Source organism: Streptomyces sp. cg36, from assembly GCF_041080675.1.
Classification (GTDB): domain Bacteria; phylum Actinomycetota; class Actinomycetes; order Streptomycetales; family Streptomycetaceae; genus Streptomyces.
The window spans coordinates 2,258,488-2,278,971 of sequence record NZ_CP163520.1; the positions used below are offsets into that span (position 1 = coordinate 2,258,488).

Annotated in this window: 23 protein-coding genes and 1 riboswitch; of the genes, 1 reads left to right on the plus strand and 22 read right to left on the minus strand. The window is 71.1% G+C overall.

Annotation, left to right across the window (positions count from 1 at the left end; translation table 11 throughout):
• Positions 1 to 19: 19 nt before the first annotated feature.
• A riboswitch (TPP riboswitch) is annotated at positions 20 to 129 on the minus strand.
• Positions 130 to 147: 18 nt separating this feature from the next.
• The 6 genes from rlmN to rpsB form a co-directional block, all read right to left on the minus strand.
• Complete coding sequence (rlmN, locus tag AB5J87_RS09880; protein WP_369376012.1) at positions 148 to 1,254, minus strand: 23S rRNA (adenine(2503)-C(2))-methyltransferase RlmN; 1,107 nt, start codon at positions 1,252 to 1,254, stop codon at positions 148 to 150.
• 103 nt (positions 1,255 to 1,357) lie between these two features.
• The gene (locus tag AB5J87_RS09885; RefSeq protein ID WP_369376013.1) at positions 1,358 to 2,470 is read right to left on the minus strand and encodes a phosphatidate cytidylyltransferase; all 1,113 of its coding nucleotides are present in this window, start codon (positions 2,468 to 2,470) and stop codon (positions 1,358 to 1,360) included.
• Positions 2,470 to 3,027, minus strand: coding sequence for a ribosome recycling factor (gene frr / locus AB5J87_RS09890; protein ID WP_369383449.1), 558 nt, complete (start codon positions 3,025 to 3,027; stop codon positions 2,470 to 2,472). The genes AB5J87_RS09885 and frr overlap by 1 nt, the downstream gene beginning before the upstream one ends.
• A gap of 120 nt (positions 3,028 to 3,147) precedes the next feature.
• Complete coding sequence (gene pyrH / locus AB5J87_RS09895; protein ID WP_369376014.1) at positions 3,148 to 3,927, minus strand: UMP kinase; 780 nt, start codon at positions 3,925 to 3,927, stop codon at positions 3,148 to 3,150.
• A 169-nt stretch (positions 3,928 to 4,096) separates the two neighbouring features.
• On the minus strand, positions 4,097 to 4,933 hold the full coding sequence (tsf, locus tag AB5J87_RS09900) for a translation elongation factor Ts (RefSeq protein WP_369376015.1): 837 nt from the start codon (positions 4,931 to 4,933) through the stop codon (positions 4,097 to 4,099).
• Positions 4,934 to 5,061: 128 nt separating this feature from the next.
• Positions 5,062 to 5,964 carry a 30S ribosomal protein S2 gene (gene rpsB / locus AB5J87_RS09905; RefSeq protein ID WP_369376016.1) on the minus strand — a complete coding sequence of 301 codons (903 nt, stop codon included), beginning with the start codon at positions 5,962 to 5,964 and terminating at the stop codon, positions 5,062 to 5,064.
• 426 nt (positions 5,965 to 6,390) lie between these two features.
• Here rpsB and AB5J87_RS09910 point away from each other — a divergent pair, with 426 nt between their 5' ends.
• Positions 6,391 to 7,038, plus strand: a complete 648-nt coding sequence (locus AB5J87_RS09910; RefSeq protein ID WP_369383450.1) for a murein hydrolase activator EnvC — start codon at positions 6,391 to 6,393, stop codon at positions 7,036 to 7,038.
• A gap of 74 nt (positions 7,039 to 7,112) precedes the next feature.
• Here AB5J87_RS09910 and AB5J87_RS09915 read toward each other — a convergent pair whose 3' ends face one another.
• From AB5J87_RS09915 to rpsP, 16 genes are all read right to left on the minus strand, one after another.
• Positions 7,113 to 7,670: a TetR/AcrR family transcriptional regulator gene (locus AB5J87_RS09915; RefSeq protein WP_369383451.1), complete on the minus strand. Its 558-nt coding sequence runs from the start codon at positions 7,668 to 7,670 to the stop codon at positions 7,113 to 7,115.
• 92 nt (positions 7,671 to 7,762) lie between these two features.
• On the minus strand, positions 7,763 to 8,605 hold the full coding sequence (gene whiG / locus AB5J87_RS09920) for an RNA polymerase sigma factor WhiG (protein WP_369376017.1): 843 nt from the start codon (positions 8,603 to 8,605) through the stop codon (positions 7,763 to 7,765).
• Between the two features lie 241 nt (positions 8,606 to 8,846).
• The gene (gene dprA, locus AB5J87_RS09925) at positions 8,847 to 9,983 is read right to left on the minus strand and encodes a DNA-processing protein DprA (protein WP_369376018.1); all 1,137 of its coding nucleotides are present in this window, start codon (positions 9,981 to 9,983) and stop codon (positions 8,847 to 8,849) included.
• A gap of 374 nt (positions 9,984 to 10,357) precedes the next feature.
• Positions 10,358 to 11,974, minus strand: a complete 1,617-nt coding sequence (locus AB5J87_RS09930) for a YifB family Mg chelatase-like AAA ATPase (RefSeq protein ID WP_369376019.1) — start codon at positions 11,972 to 11,974, stop codon at positions 10,358 to 10,360.
• Positions 11,975 to 12,337: a YraN family protein gene (locus tag AB5J87_RS09935; protein WP_369376020.1), complete on the minus strand. Its 363-nt coding sequence runs from the start codon at positions 12,335 to 12,337 to the stop codon at positions 11,975 to 11,977. It lies immediately after the preceding gene.
• A 233-nt stretch (positions 12,338 to 12,570) separates the two neighbouring features.
• A complete protein-coding gene (locus AB5J87_RS09940) occupies positions 12,571 to 12,879 on the minus strand; it encodes a DUF2469 domain-containing protein (protein ID WP_003965949.1) in 309 nt (102 codons plus the stop codon).
• Between the two features lie 55 nt (positions 12,880 to 12,934).
• The gene (locus AB5J87_RS09945) at positions 12,935 to 13,531 is read right to left on the minus strand and encodes an NUDIX hydrolase (RefSeq protein ID WP_369383452.1); all 597 of its coding nucleotides are present in this window, start codon (positions 13,529 to 13,531) and stop codon (positions 12,935 to 12,937) included.
• Positions 13,532 to 13,583: 52 nt separating this feature from the next.
• Positions 13,584 to 14,381 carry a signal peptidase I gene (lepB, locus tag AB5J87_RS09950; RefSeq protein ID WP_369376021.1) on the minus strand — a complete coding sequence of 266 codons (798 nt, stop codon included), beginning with the start codon at positions 14,379 to 14,381 and terminating at the stop codon, positions 13,584 to 13,586.
• Positions 14,382 to 14,472: 91 nt separating this feature from the next.
• A complete protein-coding gene (lepB, locus tag AB5J87_RS09955; protein WP_369383453.1) occupies positions 14,473 to 15,435 on the minus strand; it encodes a signal peptidase I in 963 nt (320 codons plus the stop codon).
• On the minus strand, positions 15,317 to 16,741 hold the full coding sequence (lepB, locus tag AB5J87_RS09960; protein WP_369376022.1) for a signal peptidase I: 1,425 nt from the start codon (positions 16,739 to 16,741) through the stop codon (positions 15,317 to 15,319). The genes lepB (AB5J87_RS09955) and lepB (AB5J87_RS09960) overlap by 119 nt, the downstream gene beginning before the upstream one ends.
• Positions 16,734 to 17,507: a signal peptidase I gene (lepB, locus tag AB5J87_RS09965; protein WP_369376023.1), complete on the minus strand. Its 774-nt coding sequence runs from the start codon at positions 17,505 to 17,507 to the stop codon at positions 16,734 to 16,736. The genes lepB (AB5J87_RS09960) and lepB (AB5J87_RS09965) overlap by 8 nt, the downstream gene beginning before the upstream one ends.
• 78 nt (positions 17,508 to 17,585) lie before the next feature.
• On the minus strand, positions 17,586 to 17,936 hold the full coding sequence (rplS, locus tag AB5J87_RS09970) for a 50S ribosomal protein L19 (RefSeq protein ID WP_188275308.1): 351 nt from the start codon (positions 17,934 to 17,936) through the stop codon (positions 17,586 to 17,588).
• Between the two features lie 160 nt (positions 17,937 to 18,096).
• Positions 18,097 to 18,918 carry a tRNA (guanosine(37)-N1)-methyltransferase TrmD gene (gene trmD, locus AB5J87_RS09975; protein WP_369376024.1) on the minus strand — a complete coding sequence of 274 codons (822 nt, stop codon included), beginning with the start codon at positions 18,916 to 18,918 and terminating at the stop codon, positions 18,097 to 18,099.
• Positions 18,918 to 19,520, minus strand: a complete 603-nt coding sequence (gene rimM, locus AB5J87_RS09980) for a ribosome maturation factor RimM (protein WP_369376025.1) — start codon at positions 19,518 to 19,520, stop codon at positions 18,918 to 18,920. The genes trmD and rimM overlap by 1 nt, the downstream gene beginning before the upstream one ends.
• 137 nt (positions 19,521 to 19,657) lie before the next feature.
• Entirely contained in the window at positions 19,658 to 19,897 is a 240-nt protein-coding gene (locus AB5J87_RS09985; RefSeq protein ID WP_018850017.1) for an RNA-binding protein, read from the minus strand.
• A 2-nt stretch (positions 19,898 to 19,899) separates the two neighbouring features.
• Entirely contained in the window at positions 19,900 to 20,340 is a 441-nt protein-coding gene (gene rpsP / locus AB5J87_RS09990; RefSeq protein WP_369376026.1) for a 30S ribosomal protein S16, read from the minus strand.
• Positions 20,341 to 20,484 lie beyond the last annotated feature (144 nt).

Consider the following 20,484-nt stretch of genomic DNA (forward strand, 5'->3'; position numbering starts at 1 on the left):
GGCGGGCAGGGCGCAACAGCTTGAGTGGTGACCGAACTTCCTACCCAGAATGACCTGGGCAAGGTTCAGAGGGTCTGCGACCTGACGGTGTCGCACTCTCAGCGCTGTGGCGCTCCCCTGTCGGAATTTTCGAGTTGCCCGCCCAGACTACCTCTCGGCCGCGGCGAGCTGCCCGCACGCTCCGTCGATCTCCTGGCCACGGGTGTCGCGGACGGTCACCGGCACGCCGTGGGCGGCGATCGCCTCGACGAACGCCTTCTCGTCCTCGGGGCGCGAGGCCGTCCACTTCGAGCCCGGCGTCGGGTTCAGCGGGATCAGGTTGACGTGGACGCGCTTGCCCTTGAGGAGGCGGCCCAGCAGGTCACCGCGCCACGCCTGGTCGTTGATGTCACGGATCAGTGCGTACTCGATGGAGATGCGGCGGCCGGACTTCTCCGCGTACTCCCAGGCCGCGTCGAGGACCTCGCGGACCTTCCAGCGGGTGTTGACCGGCACGAGGGTGTCGCGCAGCTCGTCGTCCGGGGCGTGCAGCGAGACGGCGAGACGGCACTTGAAGCCCTCGTCGGCGAACCGGAGCATGGCCGGGACCAGGCCGACGGTGGAGACGGTGATGCCGCGCTGAGACAGGCCCAGGCCGTCGGGCTCGGGGTCGGTGAGACGGCGGATGGCGCCGACGACCCGCTTGTAGTTGGCGAGCGGCTCGCCCATGCCCATGAAGACGATGTTGGAGAGCCGGGCCGGGCCGCCGGGGACCTCGCCGTCGCGCAGGGCGCGCATGCCGTCGACGATCTGGTGGACGATCTCGGCGGTCGACAGATTGCGGTCCAGGCCGGCCTGGCCGGTGGCGCAGAACGGGCAGTTCATGCCGCAGCCGGCCTGCGAGGAGATGCACATGGTCACCCGGTCCGGGTAGCGCATCAGGACCGACTCGACCAGCGTCCCGTCGTGCAGCCGCCACAGCGTCTTGCGGGTGGTGTCGTCGTCGCACGAGATGTGCCGCACGACCGACATCAGGTCGGGCAGCAGCTCCTCCTGGAGCCGGGCGCGCGCGGCGGCGGGGATGTCCGTCCACTGCGCGGGGTCGTGCGCGTACCGCGCGAAGTAGTGCTGCGACAGCTGCTTGGCGCGGAACGGCTTCTCGCCGATCGCGGCGACGGCCTCCTTGCGCTCGGCGGGCGAGAGGTCGGCGAGGTGCCGCGGCGGCTTCTTGGCTCCGCGGGGGGCGACGAAAGTGAGTTCTCCGGGCTTCGGCATGGTCCCACCAGTGTCTCAGACATACGGAAAGGGGCTCGCCGTCCTGTGGACAACGAGCCCCCGACCGAGGAAACAGCAGGTCAGCGACGTGCGGGCGAATCCGTCAACTGCCGACGAAGGCGACCAGGAGCAGCCAGACCACCGGCGCCGTCGGCAGCAGGGAGTCCAGGCGGTCCATGATCCCGCCGTGGCCGGGCAGCAGCGTGCCCATGTCCTTGATGCCCAGGTCCCGCTTGATCATCGACTCGCCGAGGTCACCCAGCGTGGCGCTGGCGGCGACCGCGAGGCCGAGCAGCAGGCCCTGCCACCACTGGCCGTCGTCGATGAGGAACTGCATGCACACCGCGCCCGCCGCCATCGCGAACGTCACCGCGCCGACCAGGCCCTCACGGGTCTTTCCGGGGCTGATGCGCGGCGCCAGCTTCGTCTTGCCGAAGCGCCAGCCGATCGCGTACGCGCCGGTGTCGCTGACCACGGTCAGCAGCAGGAAGACGAACACCCGCCACGGCCCGTCGTCGGCGGTCAGCATCATCGCGACGAAAGTGGCCAGGAACGGCACGTAGAACGCGGCGAAGACACCGGCGGTGACGTCCTTGAGATAGCCCTCGGGCTTCTCCGTCATCCGCCACACCAGCACCGCCAGCGAGGTCAGCGCCATGGCGACCCAGGCGCCCTCGGCACCGCGCGCGTAGCCGGCGACGACCATGGCCGCGCCGCCCACCGCCAGCGGCACCAGCGGCGCCTTGATGTCCTTGCGCTCCGCCAGCCGGGAGGTGAGCTCCCACAGGCCGACGACGACCGCCACCGCGATCACGCCGACGAAGACGGCCTTCACGACGAACAGCGACGCCATGATGACCGCGCCGAGTCCGACGCCGACCCCTATCGCGGCCCGCAGGTCGCGCCCCGCCCGCTTCTTCTCCGGCTGCGCGGGCCGCTGCGGCTGCTGCGGAGTCGAAGGTGGTACCGAGCTGGGCATGGGCTCCTGCGGCGTCTCATCGCGGAACAGGGGGCCACTCAGCCGAGCGGCCCCCCGGTCACGTTCTTCGCGGTCTTCGGCGTCCGTGCCCGGGATGACGGGCATCGGCTGCGTCCGGGACGGGGCGTCATACGCATCGTAGGCAGCACCCGCCGAAGGCACCTCCTGGGAAGGCCCCTGGTCGGGTGGCCCCCAGTGTTCGGGTCGCGGCGGAGCCCCCCAGGAAGAGTCGTTCATCAGACCTCGAGCAGCTCTGCTTCCTTGTGCTTGAGCAGCTCGTCCACCTGCGCGACGTACTTCGCGGTGGTGTCGTCGAGCTCCTTCTCCGCACGGCGGACCTCGTCCTCGCCGGACTCCTTGTCCTTGACGAGCTTGTCGAGGGCGTCCTTCGCCTTGCGGCGCACGGAGCGGATCGACACCTTGGAGTCCTCGGCCTTGGTCCGGGCGACCTTGATGTAGTCCCGGCGGCGCTCCTCCGTCAGCTCCGGGAAGTTCACCCGGATGATGGAGCCGTCATTGCTCGGGTTGACGCCGAGGTCCGAGTCGCGGATGGCCTGCTCGATGTTGCGCAGCGCGCTCTTGTCGAACGGGGTCACCACGGCCATGCGCGGCTCCGGCACCGAGAACGACGCCAGCTGGTTGATCGGCGTCAGCGCGCCGTAGTAGTCCGCCACGATCTTGTTGAACATCGCCGGGTGCGCACGGCCGGTGCGAATCGCGGCGAAGTCCTCCTTGGCGACCAGGACGGCCTTCTCCATCTTCTCCTCGGCTTCGAGGAGGATTTCTTCGATCACCACTTGCTCCTGCATGTCTTGAGTGGGCCGGGAACGATCCGTGCGGTGCTCAACGGCCCTGCGTAACCCGCGTCTTTCCCTGCACGGTGTCCGACCGCCAGGGGATTGTCCATCCCCCGGTCAGGCCCGGGTGCCCTGGTCGCTCACGAGCGTGCCGATCTTCTCACCCTTGACCGCGCGCGCGATGTTGCCCTCGGCGAGCAGTTCGAAGACCAGGATGGGGAGGTTGTTGTCGCGGCAGAGGGTGATGGCCGTCATGTCCGCGACCTTCAGGTCCCGGGTGATGACCTCGCCGTACTCCAGCGCGTCGAACTTCACGGCGTCCGGGTTGGTGCGGGGGTCGGAGTCGTACACCCCGTCGACCCCGTTCTTGCCCATCAGCATGGCCTCGGCGTCGATCTCCAGCGCACGCTGGGCGGCCGTGGTGTCGGTGGAGAAGTAGGGCATGCCCATGCCCGCGCCGAAGATCACGACGCGCCCCTTCTCCAGATGGCGCACGGCGCGCAGCGGAATGTAGGGCTCCGCGACCTGGCCCATGGTGATGGCGGTCTGGACCCGGGAGTCGATGCCCTCCTTCTCCAGGAAGTCCTGGAGGGCGAGGCAGTTCATCACCGTGCCGAGCATGCCCATGTAGTCGGAGCGGGCCCGGTCCATGCCGCGCTGCTGGAGCTCGGCCCCGCGGAAGAAGTTGCCGCCGCCGATGACGACGGCGATCTGCGCACCGTCCCGTACGACATTGGCGATCTCGCGGGCGATGGCGTGCACGACGTCGGGGTCCACACCGAGACCCCCTCCGCCGGCGAACGCCTCACCGGACAGCTTCAGCATGAAGCGACCGGTGACCTTGCCGTCGTCGCGCTTGTGGTCAGCCTGGGTGGCGGCGTCCGCGCCCTGATTCATGGGGATCTCCTCGTACACATACGAAGAAGGCCATTGCCGGTGGGTGCTGTGTCCCTGAGCGGCAATGGCCTCCTCGTCAGATCTGCGGTCGTCCGTCGCGAGCGCGGCCGACGACTGCCTCAGACCCTAGCTGGTCCCAGCCGGGTCTTCCGTCGATCGCTGGACGGACTCAGATGCCGACCTTGATGCGCGTGAAGCGCTTCAGGGTGACACCGGCCTCGTCCAGAACCTTCTGGACCGACTTCTTGTTGTCGAGCGCGTACGGCTGGCCAAGGAGCGTGGCGTCCTTGAAGAAGCCGTTGACACGACCCTCGACGATCTTCGGCAGCGCGGCCTCGGGCTTGCCCTCGGCGCGGGTGGTCTCCTCGGCGACGCGACGCTCGGTCTCGACGACCTCGGCCGGGACGTCCTCGCGGGAGAGCCACTTCGGCGCGAACGCGGCGATGTGCTGCGCGATGCCCTTGGCGGTCTCGGCGTCGGCCTTGTCCAGCTCGACCAGCACACCGATCTGCGGCGGCAGGTCGGGCATGGTGCGGTGCATGTACGCGAAGACGAAGCCGTCCGCGTACTGCGCGAAGCGGTCCAGGACGATCTTCTCGCCGAGGTTGGCGTTGGCCTCGTCGACGTACGCCTGGACGGTCTTGCCGGCCTCGATCTCGGAGGCGAGCAGCGCCTCCAGGTCGGCCGGGGACACCTTGGCGACGTGCGCGGCGAGCGCGGCGGCGGTGGCCTGGAACTTGTCGCCCTTGGCGACGAAGTCCGTCTCGCACTTCAGCTCGAGGAGGACACCGGAGGTGTTGTCCTCGGCGAGCAGGGAGACGACCGCACCGTTCTCGGCGGAACGGCCCTCGCGCTTGGCGACGCCCTTCTGGCCCTTGATGCGCAGCGCCTCGACGGCCTTGTCGACGTTGCCGTCGGCCTCGTCCAGCGCCTTCTTGCAGTCCATCATGCCGGCGCCGGTGAGCTCGCGGAGCTTCTTGACGTCAGCGGCGGTGTAGTTCGCCATGAGTCTTTGTTTCTCTCTCGAAGTCTGACTCGAAGTCTGAAAGATCTACGGAAGATCTACGGGGCCACGGGGTGACGGCGGGGGCACGCTGTGCCCCCGCCGTCACGCCGCAGCGAAGACCGTGAAGGTCAGGCCTGCTCGGCGTCCGCGGCCGGAGCCTCGGCAGCGGCCTCGGCCGGCTTCTCGGCCTCGGCGGCCGGAGCCTCGGCAACCGGAGCCTCGGCCGCGGGGGCCTCGGCGTCGTCGGCCTTCTTCTCGCCCTCGAGCAGGTCGCGCTCCCACTCGGCGAGCGGCTCGCCGGCGGCCTTCTCGCCCGGCTTCGAGTCACCGGTGGCGACGCCGGAACGGGCGATGAGGCCCTCGGCGACGGCGTCGGCGATCACGCGGGTGAGCAGGGTGACGGAGCGGATCGCGTCGTCGTTGCCCGGGATCTTGTAGTCGACCTCGTCGGGGTCGCAGTTGGTGTCGAGGATCGCGACGACCGGGATGTGGAGCTTGCGCGCCTCACCGACGGCGATGTGCTCCTTCTTGGTGTCGACGATCCAGACGGCGCTCGGCACCTTCTGCATCTCGCGGATACCACCGAGGGTCTTCTCCAGCTTGGCCTTCTCGCGCGAGAGGACCAGGAGCTCCTTCTTGGTGAGACCCGAGGCCGCCACGTCCTCGAAGTCGATCTGCTCGAGCTCCTTGAGGCGCTGCAGACGCTTGTAGACGGTGGAGAAGTTGGTCAGCATGCCGCCGAGCCAGCGCTGGTTGACGTAGGGCATGCCCACGCGCGTCGCCTGCTCGGCGATCGCCTCCTGCGCCTGCTTCTTGGTGCCGACGAACATGATGGAGCCGCCGTGCGCGACGGTCTCCTTGACGAACTCGTAGGCGCGGTCGATGTACGACAGCGACTGGAGCAGGTCGATGATGTAGATGCCGTTGCGCTCGGTGAAGATGAAGCGCTTCATCTTCGGGTTCCAGCGACGGGTCTGGTGACCGAAGTGGACGCCGCTCTCCAGCAGCTCCCGCATCGTGACGACGGCCATGGCCGTACTCCTTGAGGTACTCGGTTATCGCGGCGGCCGGTCGGCTGCCGCGCCTGACGCCCCGCTGCGCCATGCCCCGCACCGGTGTGAACAGGTGAAGGACCGAGAGACGCGGCCGGTGGTCCAGACCACCGGCGGGGCGTGCGAAGTCGACCCGGTGACCCGGATCGCCACAAGAAGTGTACGGGACCGTCGCAGCCCCGGGTGACGGCCCTGTCCACAACCCCCTGTTTGTCCACAGCCAGACTCCATGATCACCGCGAATCCCCCGCCCCCGGGATCATTTCCCCCATGATCCGCACACTGCTCCGCCTCACCGCGACGGCCGCACTGGCCGCCTTGGCCGCGCCCCTGCCCGAGCACCTGGCCGAGCCCTTGACCGAGCCCTTGCGGGGGACGCCGGTGGGGGTGCGGGACCTTGCGCCCCTGACTGCGGGTGGAGGCGGGGATGGGAGTGGGGGTGCGCATACGGATGCCGTTGCGGCGGCGGGTGCGCCCTACCGGGCCGGAGGACGGCTCTGGCCGGTCCCCGGGACACCGGTGATCCTGCGCGGCTGGAACCCGCCCGCGACTCCGTACGGCCCCGGCCACCGCGGCATCGACCTGGCGGCCCCACCCGGCACGGAGATCCGGGCCGTCGCCCCGGGCCGGATCACCTTCACCGGCCCCGTCGCGGGCCGGGGCGTCCTCACGATCACCCTCGACAACACGGGCACCCCACCCCTGCGCACCACGTACGAGCCAGTACGCGCCCTCGTCACCCCGGGCGAGCGGGTACGCGCGGGGCAGACCGTGGGGGTACTGGAGGACACGCGGTCCGGACCGGGAGCGGATACGGGGTCGGGAGCTGGGACAGGCGCTGGTGGTGGAGGGCGCGGGAGTGGGGGCGCCGAGCCGGGGCCGAATGAAGGCCCTGGTGGGGGTGGGGCCGGGGGCGGTGCTGGGGGCGCGCCGCCGCACTGTACGCAGAGCTGCCTTCACTGGGGGCTCAAACGGGGCGACACCTATCTGAACCCGCTGGCACTCATGCACAGCGGTCACGCCCGCCTGCTGCCGGTGTGGGGGGTGGGGTGAAGGCTTGAGGGGGTGGGGGGCGGGGGGGAGGGGGTGGGCCCCCAGAGGTGGATTTGGTTGCCGCCCCCGCGTCCTCAGCCCACCACTCCCCGCAGCGCCATCCCCACCGCCGCGTGGGTCACGGCCGCGGGGTCTTCGGGGGCGCCGAGTTCGATGCGGCGGACCGCGGCGTCGACCACGCCCTGGAGCAGCATGGCGGCGAGGCGCGGCTGGGCGTGGCCGAGGTCGGCGAGGGCTTCGACGATCATGGCGATGAGGTCGCCGTGGGCGGCGCGGATCTTCTCGCGGGCGCCGGCGTCGAGCTCGCTGGCGGAGATGGCGACGACGGCGCGGTGCCGCTGGTCCCCGACGAGCTCCAGCTGGCGGCGTACATACGCCTCGACCTTGGCCTCGGGTCCGGCGGCCTGCTGCATCGCGGCCTCGATGTCGGCCGCCCAGAGCGGGAAGTCGACGGAGCAGAGTTCTTCGACGACGGCGGCCCGGGAGCGGAAGTACTCGTAGACGGAGGACCGGGCGAGGCCGGTGCGCTCGGCCAGGGCCGGGAAGGTCAGGGCGTCGGTGCCGCCCTCGGAGAGCAGGGTGCGGGCGGCGTCCAGCAGGGCGGCGCGCTGCATCGTGCGGTGCTCGGCCACTGAGGCCGCTCGAATCCTTGGCACCGGTCCACTGTAAGGCGGGGGTGCGGGTCCGCGGCGGGGCAGGCGGCTATTCGGCGGGGAGCGTGCGCTCAGCGGCCGACGTCGGCGAGTTTGGCCCGGAGCTGGAGGACGGACTTGGTGTGGATCTGGCTGACGCGGCTCTCGGTGACCCCGAGGACGTTGCCGATCTCGGCGAGGGTGAGGCCCTCGTAGTAGTAGAGCGTGACGACGGTCTTCTCGCGTTCGGGGAGGGTGTTGATGGCGCGGGCGAGGAGTCTTCGCAGTTCGCGGTCTTCGGCGACTTCGACGGGGTCGTCGGCGGCGGTGTCCTCCAGGGTGTCCATGAGGCTGAGGCGGTCGCCGCCCTCGCCGCCGACGTGGAGCAGCTCTTCCAGGGCGACCACGTTGGCGAGGGACAACTGGCTGAATACCGCGTGCAGTTCTTCGACGGCGATGCCCATTTCGGCGGCGACCTCGTTCTCCGAGGGGGTGCGGCGCAGTTGGGCTTCGAGGGTGGCGTAGGCGCGCTCGACGGCGCGTGCCTTCTGCCGTACGGAGCGGGGGATCCAGTCGAGTGCGCGGAGTTCGTCGATCATCGCGCCGCGGATGCGGGTGATGGCGTACGTCTCGAACTTGATGGCCCGTTCGATGTCGAACTTCTCGATGGCGTCGATGAGCCCGAAGACTCCGGAGGAGACGAAGTCGGCCTGTTCGACGTTGGGGGGCAGGCCGACGCTCACTCGGCCCGCGACGTATTTGACCAGCGGTGAGTAGTGCAGGATCAGCTGCTCGCGCAGGCGCTCGTCGCCGCTGTTCTTGTACGAGCGCCACAGTTCGTCCACGGAGGAGGGTGCCGGTGGTCGCACGGTGCCACCGGCGCGGGCAGCGGGGGGAGCTGCGGCGCGGTCAGACCCGGAGGTGTGCTGGGGCATGCGTTGCCTTGAGCCGTTCTGCTGTGACGTGAGCGGGGAGCTGCTGGTGCTGCGGGGTTCTCGTGAGCGTAGCGTGACCGGCGTATTGCGGTGCGCGAACGTGGGCGTCTCGGCGCTGCCCTGTTCGGGTTGCCGGTCACGTGTGCGGTGGGGGGCCGTCGCGGCGGGCGTCGGCCCCGAAAGCGCTGTGGTGCGGCCCTCGGTGGTCATCGGCCTTACCTTTTCACCCGAATGCTCCAGGTCAAGCACCGCCTCGCCGGGTGCCGCGCGGTCGGCGTGCGGCGGGGGCCAACCGCCATCCGTCGCCGTCGCGTTCGACGAAGCCGAGGGAGTGCAGTTCGTACAGTCTTCCCAGCGCCTGCTCGGTGCTGGTTCCGGCGTGGCGGGCGATGTCGCTGGTGGGGGCGGTGCCGTGGCCGGGGAGTGCGTCGAGTACGTGGGTGGTGGCGGGGGCGAGGAGGTCGCGGGGCAGGACGGGGCCCCGTCGGACCGGGGCGAGTTCGCCCATTTCTCCAACGAGTTCGACGATTTCCGCGGCGTCGGTGACGAGGGTGGCCTCACCGCGCAGCAGTTCGTGCACTCCGGCGGAGAGTCCGCTGGTGGCGGGGCCGGGTACGCCTATGGTGTGGCGGCCGAGCCGTTGGGCGTTGCGGGCGGTGGCGAGGGAGCCGCTGCGGTATTCGGCTTCGACGACGACGGTGCCGCGGGTGAGGGCGGCGATGACGCGGTTGCGCAGGACGAATCGGCCGGGCGTGGGGTGATCGCCCGGCGCCAACTCGCTGACGATGAGGCCCTGTTGCGCGATGCGGCCGATCAACTCGGCGTGGCCGCGCGGATAGACGACGTCGACTCCGCTGGCGAGGACGGCGATGGTGGCGCCGCTTGCCGCGAGGGTGCCGCGGTGGGCGGCGCCGTCGACTCCCGCGGCTGCGCCGGAGACCACGACCCAGCCTTTCTCGGCGAGCCCGGCGCCGAGGGTGGCGCCCATGTGGGCGCCGTAGGGGGTGCAGGCGCGGGCGCCGACCACGGCGACGGATCGCAGTGCCCATATCCGCAGGTCGGCCGCGCCTCGTAGCCATAGTCCGACGGGGCGGGCGTCGCCGAGGTCGTCGAGTTGTCCGGGCCATTCGGGATCGCCGGGGCAGACGAACCGTCCGCCGAGGTCGTCCAGTGCGGCCAGGTCGCGTTCGGGGTCTGCCGCCGCGGCGCGTCTGCGGTAGCCGGCGAGCCGGGCGGCGCTGACGCCGGTGAGGGGTGCGTCGGGGTCCTCGGGGGTGGTGAGGAGCCGCATCAGTTCCGCGGCGCCGTGGATGCGCAGCCATCGGCCGGCGCGCTCGTCGCCCGGCTCGATGACCCGGGTGAGGGCGGCCCGGGCCACGCGCTCGGGGTCGAGGGGGCGGACGCTCGCGCCGGGGCCGGGGCCAAGTCCTGCTTCCGAGCCGGGTCCTGTTCTTGAGCCGGATTCAGGTCCGGATCCGGTTTCTGAACCGGGACCAGCTCCAGCTCCGGATCCTGCTCCTGGGCCGGCACCGGGGTCATGCCCGGCGCCGGAGCGGTCGCCGGAGTCTCCGCCCGGCCGCTCGTCCACCGGCTCCCCCACGCCCGGCCGCCTCTCCGCGCCCCCCGGGCCCGGCTGCCTCCCCACACCCTCTGGGAACCCCGGGCTCAACGGGAACTCCGCGCCCGCCGAGCCCTCCTCCGCCGCCGGGAGCCCTCCGCCCGCCGAGAACCCCCCGTCCGGGAAGCCCGTGTTCACCCCGCACCTCCCACTGGTACCGGCGTGCCCCGTGAGATGCCCGTTCTGAGTTCCAGGGCGAGGCCGATGTGGTTTTCGTCGGGGCGGTCGTGGCCGCAGAGGTCGGCGACGGTCCAGGCGACGCGGAGGACGCGGTCGAGACCTCGGGCGGTGAGCAGGCCGCGTTCCATGTCGCGTTCGGCCGCGGCGAGGGCTCCGGGGGCGGCGAGCCAGCGGGTGCGCAGTTCGTGGCCGGGGATTTCGCTGTTGGTGGTCCAGGGGGTGCCTTGGAGCCGGGCGGTGGCCCGTTCGCGGGCGGCGAGGACGCGGGCGGCGACGACGGCGGTGGATTCCCCTCGGCCGCCTTGCGCGAGCAGGTCTTCGCGGCGGACCGGTTCGGCTTCGACGCGCAGGTCGACGCGGTCGAGGAGCGGGCCGGAGAGCCGGGCCTGGTAGCGGCGGATCGCGGAGGGGGCGCATTCGCAGCCCGCTCCGTGGAGGGTGTGGCGTCCGCAGGGGCACGGGTTGGCGGCGAGGACCATGAGGAAGCGGGCGGGCAGGCGGACGACTCCGGCGCTGCGGGCGATGACGACGTGGCCGGCTTCCAGGGGCTGGCGCAGGGAGTCGAGGGCTTTTCCGGTGAACTCGGGGGCTTCGTCGAGGAAGAGGACGCCCCGGTGGGCGAGGGAGACGGCGCCGGGGCGCGGCAGTCCGTTGCCTCCGCCGACCAGGGACTGCATCGTCGCCGAGTGGTGCGGGGCGCAGTAGGGGGCTTTGCGGACGAGCGGTTTGCCCGGGGGCAGGATTCCGGCGACGGAGTGGATCGCGGTGACTTCGAGGGATTCCTGGCGGGTGAGGGGCGGCAGGATGCCGGGGAGCCGCTCGGCCAGCATGGTTTTGCCCGCGCCGGGCGGGCCGTGGAGCATCAGGTGGTGGCCTCCGGCGGCGGCGACTTCGAGGGCGGTGCGGGCGCCGCGCTGTCCGGCGACGTCGGCGAGGTCGGGCGGGGTGGTGTCGGCGTCGGCGGAGAGGCCGGTGCCGACTCCGGCGCCGGGGACGACCAGTCCGGCGAGCATGGGATCGGGCCTGCCCTCTTCGGCGGGCTCCTCCTCGGGGACGGGTGCGTCGGTGAGGACGGCGATGAGCTGGCGCAGGCTGCGGACGCCGAGGACGGAGACGCCGGGGACCAGGGAGGCTTCCGCGGCGGTCTGTTCGGGGACGACGACTTGTTGGTATCCGGCTTCGGCGGCGGCGAGGACGGCGGGCAGGATGCCGCGGACGGGCCGCACCCGGCCGTCGAGGCCCAGTTCTCCGATCATGACGAGGTCGGCTAGTTCTCGTGGGTCGATCCGTTCGGCCGCGCCGAGGACCGCGCAGGCTACGGCGAGGTCGAAGCCGCTGCCGCCTTTGGGGACGGAGGCGGGGCTGAGGCCCACGGTGAGTTTCTTCTGGGGCCAGTCGGCTCCGGAGTTGACGACGGCGGCCCTGACGCGGTCGCGGCTTTCGCTGAGGCTCTTGTCGGGGAGGCCGACGAGGGTGAAGGCGGCGACTCCGGGTTCGAGGTCGGCCTGGACTTCGACGACGACTCCTTCGACGCCGACGAGGGCGACGGAGCAGGTGCGGGCGAATCCCATTCACGCCACCCCCCGCGCGTGCTCGGTGCGGGCTGCGCCCTTGCGGGGCAGGACGATGCCGACCAGGTCGATGCGGACGCCGCCCGGGGGCGGTCCGCCGTGGTCGGCGAGCCACCGTTCGGCGAGGTGTCTGAGCCGGGCGGCCTTGTCCGGGGTGACGGCGGCCATGGGGTGCTGGAAGCTGCCCGCTCGGCGTGTTTTCACCTCGCAGACCACCAGGACGTCGCCGTCGCGGGCGACGATGTCGATCTCTCCGGTCCTGCCGCACCGCCAGTTGCGGGCGATCACTGTCATTCCTGCGCCTGTCAGCAGTCGGGCCGCCAGGTCTTCGCCGTACCGTCCGAGTGCTCCTCGTGCGTACATTCGGCACCACCTCCGGTACCGACTGTCACGCACCCCCGCCCAAGAAGTGGATCTTGGTGGACAACCCCCGGGCTGGGGAAAACTCCGTCACTCGCGAGGGTGATGCCGCACGCGGCGCTGACACAGGCGCACAGATGCGGGCATACAGAGAAGGCCACGCGCCCCCGAAGGAACGCGTGGCGTACGGGAGCCCCGCGGCGAGCGCGCGGCGCGGGACGGTGTCCCGGGCCGGATCAGCCGCCCGGCAGTTCGAGGTCGCTCTTGTTGAGCTCCTCGATGTTCACGTCCTTGAAGGTGAGGACCCGCACCTGCTTGACGAACCTGGCCGGCCTGTACATGTCCCAGACCCAGGCGTCGGCCATCGACACCTCGAAGAACACCTCGCCCTGGACCGAGTGCACCTGCATCTCGTAGTCATTGGTGAGGTAGAAACGCCGCTCGGTCTCGATCACGTATTTGAACAGACCGACGACGTCGCGGTACTCCCGGTAGAGCTTCAGCTCCATCTCGGTCTCGTACTTTTCGAGGTCCTCGGCGCTCATGGCATGTTCCCCTTCAGCCGTGCGTCCCCCCATTGTGCGTCAGCCCCCGGCGCCCCTAGACGATTTCCGGAGCCAGGACCACCGGCGCACGCGGAGGACCCTCTTCGAGCAGCGTGCGCAGCAGCTCGGCGAGTCTGGTCGGGTACACCGTCTCACGCGCCGCCGACAGTTCGGCGGAGGTCCACCACCTCAGACCGGCCGTACTGCGTCGTTCCAGCTCGGTGAGGCCGGTGGGCGCGGCATCGGTGCGGGTGGTACGGGCCAGGAAGTACCACTCGTCCTGATCCCACCGGCGGCCGTCGAAGGGGAACGAGCACATCCGCTGCCACAGCACCGGCCCGAGTTCGACCTCGGTGATGCCGGTCTCCTCGGCCAGTTCGCGCAGGGCCGCCTCGGCGCGGGTCTCGTCGCCCTCCAGGCCGCCGCCCGGGGTGAACCACCAGGTGTCGGACGGGTCGTCCGGTTCGAAGCCGTGCATCAGCAGGATGCGGTCCTGCGGGTCGAGCAGCACCACCCGCGCGACCCTGCGCGGCCCACCGGGCCCGCCGCCCGTGTCCTGGCCGTCCTGGTCGCCGGCGCCCCGACTGTCCTGACCGCCCGCGCCTCGGCCGCCCCGGCCGCCCCGGCCGCCCCGGCCACCCTGGTCGCCGATGTCCTGACCGCCCCGGGCACCGGTGCCCTGGCCGCCGAGGAGCCCCTCCCCCTCACTGCCCGCCAACGGACACCTCCCGACCGCCCGCTCCCGTACCCGTCCCCGTACCGCCCCCACCCGCCCGGTCGGCCCGGCCGCGACGGCGGCGTCCCAGGAATCCGGCCACGGGCCCGTACACCCCGCCGCCGAAGATCAGGACGGCACCGGCGATCACCGCGCCCACCATCAGCCTCAGCGGGCCCGGCTGCGAGATGCCGCCGGGGAACTCCTTGAAGCCGTCGGGGCGCTTCAGCATGCCGTCCAGGGGCCAGGCGATGGCGTCCACGCGGGCGCTGACGGCCGAGCGCGGCACCGAGCCGTTGGCGGCGTCCTCCAGGTGGACCCGGGAGTCCAGCGAGACGTTGCGCTGGTCGCCGAGGAGGAAGAGCTGGTCCTTGGGGACCGTGGCGCTGAACTTGCTCGTGGAGGGGGCCACATCGTGCAGATACGGTTCTTCGACGGTCTTGCCGTTGACGGTGAGTTTGCCGCCCTGGTCGCAGCACTTGACGGTGTCGCCGCCTATGCCGACCACGCGCTTGACCATCGTGGCGTTGCCCCAGACCTTGTCCTTGAAGATCACCACGTCGCCGCGCTTCACGTCGGCGCCGTCGATGCGCTGGGCCAGGACCCGGTCGCCCGCCTTCACCGTCGGGTTCATGGACTCGGTCGGCACCGTGTACGGCTTGTACTCGACGGCTCCCCAGGCGAAGCCGCCCAGGAAGAGGAGACAGCCGACGGCCACGGCCAGTCCCGACAGCAGATTGCCGAGACCGCGGCCGTGGCCGTCGTCGTCCTGTCCTGTTGCGCTCATCCCAGTGCTCCTCCCCCGGTCCCCGCGTGTCACGCGGCCCGGAGACGTCGACGATCTGGGACGGCACCCTACCCGGCGGTATCCCGCCGGGTCAGCCCTCTCGGGTCAGGTCGGTGCGGTTGATCGCGTCACCGGACCGGGCGAACCTGCGGCGGCGCCACAGCACGATCGGCACCGCGCCCGCCAGTCCGGCCGCGACCGGGCCCGTGTTCGCCATCGCGTTGAGGCCCTTCTGGTCGAAGGTGCCGGGGATGCCGAGCCAGTCGATGCGGTTCAGCGGCCAGGCGATGGTGAACGCGCGGCCCACCACCTCGTCGTTGGAGACGGTGCCGCCGCCGGGCAGCTCCTGGTGGTAGCGGGAGTCCAGCGAGTTCTGGCGGTGGTCGCCCATCACCCAGATCCGGCCCTTGGGGACCTTGATCGGGCCGAACGGCATGTCGTCGCAGGCGCTGTCGCCGGGGTAGATGTACGGCTCGTTCAGGGCGTGGCCGTTGACCTTGACCGGGCCGCCCTTCTTGCACTCCACCGTGTCGCCGCCGGTCGCGATGACCCGCTTGATCAGGTCCTTCTCCTCGGCGGACGGCATCAGGCCGATGAAGCTGAGGAACTTCTGCACGGCGTTGGGCTCGGCCGGCTTCTGGTCCTCCAGCCAGCCGCCCGGGTCGTGGAAGACGACGACCTCGCCGCGCTCGGGCGTGGAGCCGAACCACGGGGTCAGCTTGTCGACCAGCACCCGGTCGCCGCGCTGCAGGGTGTCCTGCATGGAGTCCGAGGGGATCGAGAACGCCTGCACCAGGAACGTCTTGATCAGCAGGGCGAGGACCAGGGCGATGCCGATGAGCAGCGGCAGCTCCTTCCAGAAGGAGCGCTGCTTCTTGGGGCCGGGGTCGCGGTCCGCGCCGCCGCCCGGCTCGCCCTCGTCCCCGGCGCCGCCGTCAGCGGTCCCGCCCGCGCCGCCGTCCTGCTGGGCCTCCCGGGCCGCCGCGGGCGGCTCGGCGGGCCGCTCCGGCCGCTCCTCGGGCTCGTCGTGTCCGGATCGTGCGCCGACCGCCAAATCCCCCACATCCACTCCTCACTCCGTGCCACCGCCCGCGCCGTGCGAGACGCAGGCCCACCACTCCCATAACGAGCGGGAGTTCCGCAGGGCTCGGGAGCCGGATCGCTTCGTTCGATATCAGTTCATCCGATATCGATTCGTTTGCTGTCTTTTCACGCGATGCAGCGGGATCCGCTGCCGGATCCCGGGAGGACACCCTATGCGAAGCGCCGGGCGCGGCGGCCGACCCGCCGGGCGCGTCCGGCACCGGGGCGAAGGTGCCCGGTTCCTCCAGGCGCCGCCAGTGGGACAGCGGCCAGACGATGGCGACGGCGCGCCCGATCACCCCGTCCTCGGAGACCGTGCCGTGGTACGGCTCGTCGAGGTGGAAGCGGGAATCGGCCGAGTTCGAGCGGTGGTCGCCCATCACGAAGAGGCGGCCCTCGGGCACCTTGACCTCGAACTTGATCTGCGAGGGCGGGTTGCCGGGCTGGACGTAGGGCTCGTCCAGGGGGACGCCGTTGACGGTGATCTTTCCGTTGGCGTCACAGCACTTGACGGTGTCCCCACCGACGGCGATGACGCGTTTGATGAGGTCCTGTTCGTTGTCGGACGGCAGCAGTCCGATGAAGGTGAGGCCCTGTTTGACCTGTCTGACGCCGACGGGGTCGCTGCCGCCTGCCGACTTCTTCTCGTCCTTGAGCCAGCCGCCGGGGTCCTTGAAGACCACCACGTCACCGCGGTGCGGCCGGGCTCCGAACCAGGGCGTGAGCTTGTCGACCAGGACCCGGTCGCCGATGGTGATGGTGTCCTGCATGGAGCCGGACGGGATGACGAACGCCTGGACGAGGAAGGTCTTCAGTACGAGGGCGATCAGCACCGCCACCCCTATGAGCAGGGGTATCTCCCTGACGGCGGACCTGCGTCGGCGCCGTTTGACCTTGCGGGCGAGCTTGCGCCGCTCGGCGCGGCCCTGCTGGGCGCGGCGGCCGGGCGGCCGGGCGGAGTCGGACGCCGGGCGCGGACCGGGGATGCCGGAGGCGGGCGGCTCCGGCAGGTCGGTGCCTTCCGGCGCCGGGAGGCCGGGGTCGGCCGGGCCGGCGAACCCGGGGCCGCCCGGGGCCCCGAGGCCGGAATCGGACGGGTCCCCAAGGCCGGGGCCGCCCGGGGCCCCGAAGCCCGGCCCGCCCGGCTCCCGGACGTCGGAATCGGCCGGATCCGGTCGTGGTCCCGGTACCCGGCGCGGTGTCGTCGGTCTGGTGCCGGTGGGGAGGGGCTCGTCGGCGGGGCGGGGGGCCGAGCGCGGGCGCCCCCGGTTACCCATGGGCGCCGCCGGGTGCCGGTACGCGTGCGAAGGCGCCCGAGCCGTCGACGCCGGACCAGCGGCCGAACGGCCAGCCGATCCAGTCGACCCGGCCCACCACGTGGTCGACGGGGACCATGCCGCCGCCCGGGGAGCCGAGGTGGTCGCGGGAGTCGCTGGAGCGGGAGCGGTGGTCGCCCAGGACGAACAGGGTGCCGTCGGGCACGACGATGTCGAAGGGCACCTGCGAGGGCGCGTCGCCCGGGTGCAGGTACTCCTCGGTCACCGGTGTCCCGTTCACCTGGACCCTCCCGCCCTTGTCGCAGCACACGACGCGGTCGCCGCCGACGCCGACGATCCGTTTCACGTACACGTTCCCCGCCGGCTCCGTCAGGCCCAGGGCCGCGACCGCTGAACGAACGGCCCTGCCCACCGGGTTCCCCTCCGGGGGTTCGTCGGTGAAGGAGCCCCGGCCGTCGAAGACGACGACGTCACCGCGGGCGGGGTGGCCGCCGAAGCGGTAGGCCAGCTTGTTGACGAGGACCCGGTCGCCCACCTTGAGGGTGGGTTCCATGGAGCCGCTGGGGATGAGGAAGGGCTGGAGCACGAAGTGGCTGAGCAGCAGCACGAAGACGAGGCAGAGGGCGAACAGTGCCGCCGTCTTGCGCCAGGGCCCTTCGAGGGCGGTGGCGAGGGCGGGAAAACGCGCGGAGCGCGACCCCCGCTCCGGCCCCGGCTGAGGGGTGGAGGGAAGGTCGCGCTCCGTGTGCTGTGCTTCGGTGTCCATCGGGGGCAGAGCCTATCCGCCCGTCCTGTGGACCCGTACGCGAAGGTGGTGGGCCGGGGCCCGCCGGTGAGCCGGGGCTCAGTTGTCGCGCTTCTCCTTGATCTTCGCGGCCTTGCCGCGGAGCTCACGGAGGTAGTACAGCTTGGCGCGGCGGACGTCACCGCGGGTGACGAGCTCGATCTTCTCGAAGATCGGGGAGTTCACCGGGAAGGTGCGCTCGACGCCGACGGAGAAGGAGACCTTGCGGACCGTGAAGGTCTCGGAGACGCCCGAGCCCTGACGGCGGATGACGACGCCCTTGAACTGCTGGATACGGGAGCGGTTGCCCTCGATGACGCGGACGTGCACGTTGACGGTGTCACCCGGGCGGAAGGCCGGGACGTCGGAGCGCAGCGTGGCCGCGTTGACGGAGTCGAGCAGGTGCGACATGTGTGTCTGCTTCCTCGCCGATGCCACAGGTCATCGGCAGTTCGAAATGATGTGATGGGTGCCGTTCGCGCCGGACCGCCTCGGGGCGACTCCCGCGAGTGCGGGGAACGCGTGCCCTTCCCCCTGTGGCAGGGGCCTGGTCCGGGCGTACAGCAGCTGCTTATTCTTCCACGTCCTGGGGCCTGCGCCAAAATCGGCCGCCCGGCTCCGGGGACCAGCCCATGATCGAGAGCAGTTCGCGGTCCTTCTTGTCGAAGGCGGACGCCTCGCAGCGCTCGATCAGGTCGGGCCGGTTGAGGGCGGTGCGCCGGAACGCCTCGTCCCGCCGCCAGCGGGCGATCTTGCCGTGGTGGCCGGAGAGGAGGACGTCCGGGATGCCGCGCCCGCGCCACTCGGGGGGCTTGGTGTAGACGGGGCCCTCCAGCAGGTTGGCCATGGCGCCGGGGGCGAAGGAGTCGTCGCGGTGGGACTCGGCGTTGCCGAGGACGCCGGGCAGCAGCCGGGCGACGGCCTCGGTGACGACGAGGACGGCGGCTTCCCCGCCCGCCAGGACGTAGTCGCCGATGGACACCTCGTACACGGGCATGCGGGTGGCGTACTCGTCCGTGACGCGGCGGTCGATGCCCTCGTAGCGCGCGGGTGTGAAGATCAGCCACGGCTTGGCGGAGAGCTCGACGGCGAGTTCCTGGGTGAAGGGGCGTCCGCTGGGGGTGGGGACGACCAGGACGGGGCCGTGCGCCCCGGCCTCGTAGCCGTCGGCCAGCGCGTCGTCCAGGCAGGCGCCCCAGGGCTCGGTCTTCATGACCATGCCGGGGCCGCCGCCGTAGGGGGTGTCGTCGACCGTGTTGTGCCGGTCGTGGGTCCACTCGCGCAGGTCGTGGACGTGGACGTCGAGCTGTCCGCGCGCGCGTGCCTTGCCGACGAGGGAGACGTTCAGCGGTTCCAGGTACTCGGGGAAGATCGTGACGACGTCGAGCCGCATCAGTTCCGGGCCCCGTCGGTCTCGGACCCGTCGGCCCCGGCGGTCCCGCTCGCGTCGTCCTCGGCCGCGTCCCGGGCGGAGGCGATGACCGCCCGGTCGTCGATCAGGCCGGGGGGCGGGTCGATGACGGCCCGCTGCTCCTCCAGGTCGATCTCGGTGACGATCTCCTCGACGAAGGGGATCATGACCTCGGTGCCGTCGGGCCGCTCGACGATGAACAGGTCCTGGGACGGCAGGTGCGAGATCTCGGTGATCCGGCCGATCCCGGTGCCGTCGGCGAGGACCACGTCGAGGTCGATGAGCTGGTGGTCGTAGTACTCGTCCTCCTCCTCGGGCAGCTCGTCGGGGTCGACGTCGGCGATGAGGAGGGTGTTGCGCAGCGCCTCGGCGGAGGTGCGGTCGCGCACGCCCTCGAAGCGCAGCAGCAGCCGGCCGCTGTGGACGCGGCCGGTCTCGATGGTGAGGGGCCCGGTGGCGGCCGGGTCGGTGGCCAGGACGGCGCCGGGCGAGAGCCGCAGCTCGGGCTCGTCAGTGCGCACCTCGACGGTGACCTCGCCCTTGATGCCGTGGGCGCGGCCGATCCGCGCGACTACCAGCTGCACGTCGTTCAACTCTCCTGTCGGGACCTACGGGGCTGCGCGGGCCGGGGAAACGGCTCCGCAGACGACTGCGGGCCGGGGAGGGCGCATGGCCCTCCCCGGCCCGAGCCGGCGCATCTACGGTAAAACGACCAACTTTGTCAGTGGACCTGGTCCACGTCGACGAGGTCGACGCGGATGCCACGGCCACCGATGGCGCCCACGACGGTCCGCAGGGCGCGGGCGGTGCGGCCGTTGCGGCCGATCACCTTGCCGAGGTCGTCGGGGTGGACCCGGACCTCCAGCACGCGCCCACGGCGCAGGTTGCGCGAGGCGACCTGCACGTCGTCGGGGTTGTCGACGATGCCCTTCACGAGGTGCTCAAGAGCCTCCTCGAGCATGCTCAGGCCTCGGTCGACTCGGCGGCGTCGGCCGGAGCCTCGTCCGCCTTCTTGTCAGCCTTCTTGGCCTTGGGGGTGATGGCCTCACCCTTGGCGTCGTCGCCCTCGAGGGCCTTGGCGAACTCGTCGAAGGAGCGGCGCTTGCTCTCCTTCGTCTCCGGCTGCAGCAGCGGCGCGGGGGCCGGGAGGCCCTTGTGCGCCTGCCAGTCGCCGGTCAGCTTGAGGATGGCGAGCACGGCCTCGGTGGGCTGGGCGCCGACCGACAGCCAGTACTGCGCACGCTCGGCGTTGACCTCGATGCGCGACGGGTTGTACGTCGGGTGGTAGATACCGATCTCTTCGATCGCGCGACCGTCACGGCGGGTGCGGGCGTCGGCGACGACGATGCGGTAGTGCGGCTGGCGAATCTTGCCGAGGCGCTTGAGCTTGATCTTGACTGCCACTGGAGTGGTGTCTCCTGGTCTTGACGTGGTGGGGCACAACGGGATGCCACGTGGGGTTGCGGTACTCGGAGTGCCCGATGGACGCGTCAGCCGGAGGAGAGAGGGGTCCTTTGCGGCTGTCGAGTACAGCTGTCCATTGTGCCA

What these genes read in the sequence shown, in the direction of transcription:
- rpsB (WP_369376016.1), bottom strand. Translation starts at nt 5,964, where the DNA reads ATGGCCGTCGTCACGATGCGGGAGCTGCTGGAGAGCGGCGTCCACTTC.
- AB5J87_RS09940 (WP_003965949.1), bottom strand. Translation starts at nt 12,879, where the DNA reads ATGAGCGCCGAGGACCTCGAAAAGTACGAGACCGAGATGGAGCTGAAG.
- tsf (WP_369376015.1), bottom strand. Translation starts at nt 4,933, where the DNA reads ATGGCGAACTACACCGCCGCTGACGTCAAGAAGCTCCGCGAGCTCACC.
- trmD (WP_369376024.1), bottom strand. Translation starts at nt 18,918, where the DNA reads ATGCGGCTCGACGTCGTCACGATCTTCCCCGAGTACCTGGAACCGCTG.
- rlmN (WP_369376012.1), bottom strand. Translation starts at nt 1,254, where the DNA reads ATGCCGAAGCCCGGAGAACTCACTTTCGTCGCCCCCCGCGGAGCCAAG.
- lepB (WP_369376023.1), bottom strand. Translation starts at nt 17,507, where the DNA reads ATGGACACCGAAGCACAGCACACGGAGCGCGACCTTCCCTCCACCCCT.
- whiG (WP_369376017.1), bottom strand. Translation starts at nt 8,605, where the DNA reads ATGCCCCAGCACACCTCCGGGTCTGACCGCGCCGCAGCTCCCCCCGCT.
- rplS (WP_188275308.1), bottom strand. Translation starts at nt 17,936, where the DNA reads ATGTCGCACCTGCTCGACTCCGTCAACGCGGCCACGCTGCGCTCCGAC.
- AB5J87_RS09985 (WP_018850017.1), bottom strand. Translation starts at nt 19,897, where the DNA reads ATGCTCGAGGAGGCTCTTGAGCACCTCGTGAAGGGCATCGTCGACAAC.
- AB5J87_RS09935 (WP_369376020.1), bottom strand. Translation starts at nt 12,337, where the DNA reads ATGTACGCACGAGGAGCACTCGGACGGTACGGCGAAGACCTGGCGGCC.
- lepB (WP_369376021.1), bottom strand. Translation starts at nt 14,381, where the DNA reads ATGAGCGCAACAGGACAGGACGACGACGGCCACGGCCGCGGTCTCGGC.
- pyrH (WP_369376014.1), bottom strand. Translation starts at nt 3,927, where the DNA reads ATGAATCAGGGCGCGGACGCCGCCACCCAGGCTGACCACAAGCGCGAC.
- AB5J87_RS09885 (WP_369376013.1), bottom strand. Translation starts at nt 2,470, where the DNA reads ATGAACGACTCTTCCTGGGGGGCTCCGCCGCGACCCGAACACTGGGGG.
- lepB (WP_369376022.1), bottom strand. Translation starts at nt 16,741, where the DNA reads ATGGGTAACCGGGGGCGCCCGCGCTCGGCCCCCCGCCCCGCCGACGAG.
- AB5J87_RS09930 (WP_369376019.1), bottom strand. Translation starts at nt 11,974, where the DNA reads ATGGGATTCGCCCGCACCTGCTCCGTCGCCCTCGTCGGCGTCGAAGGA.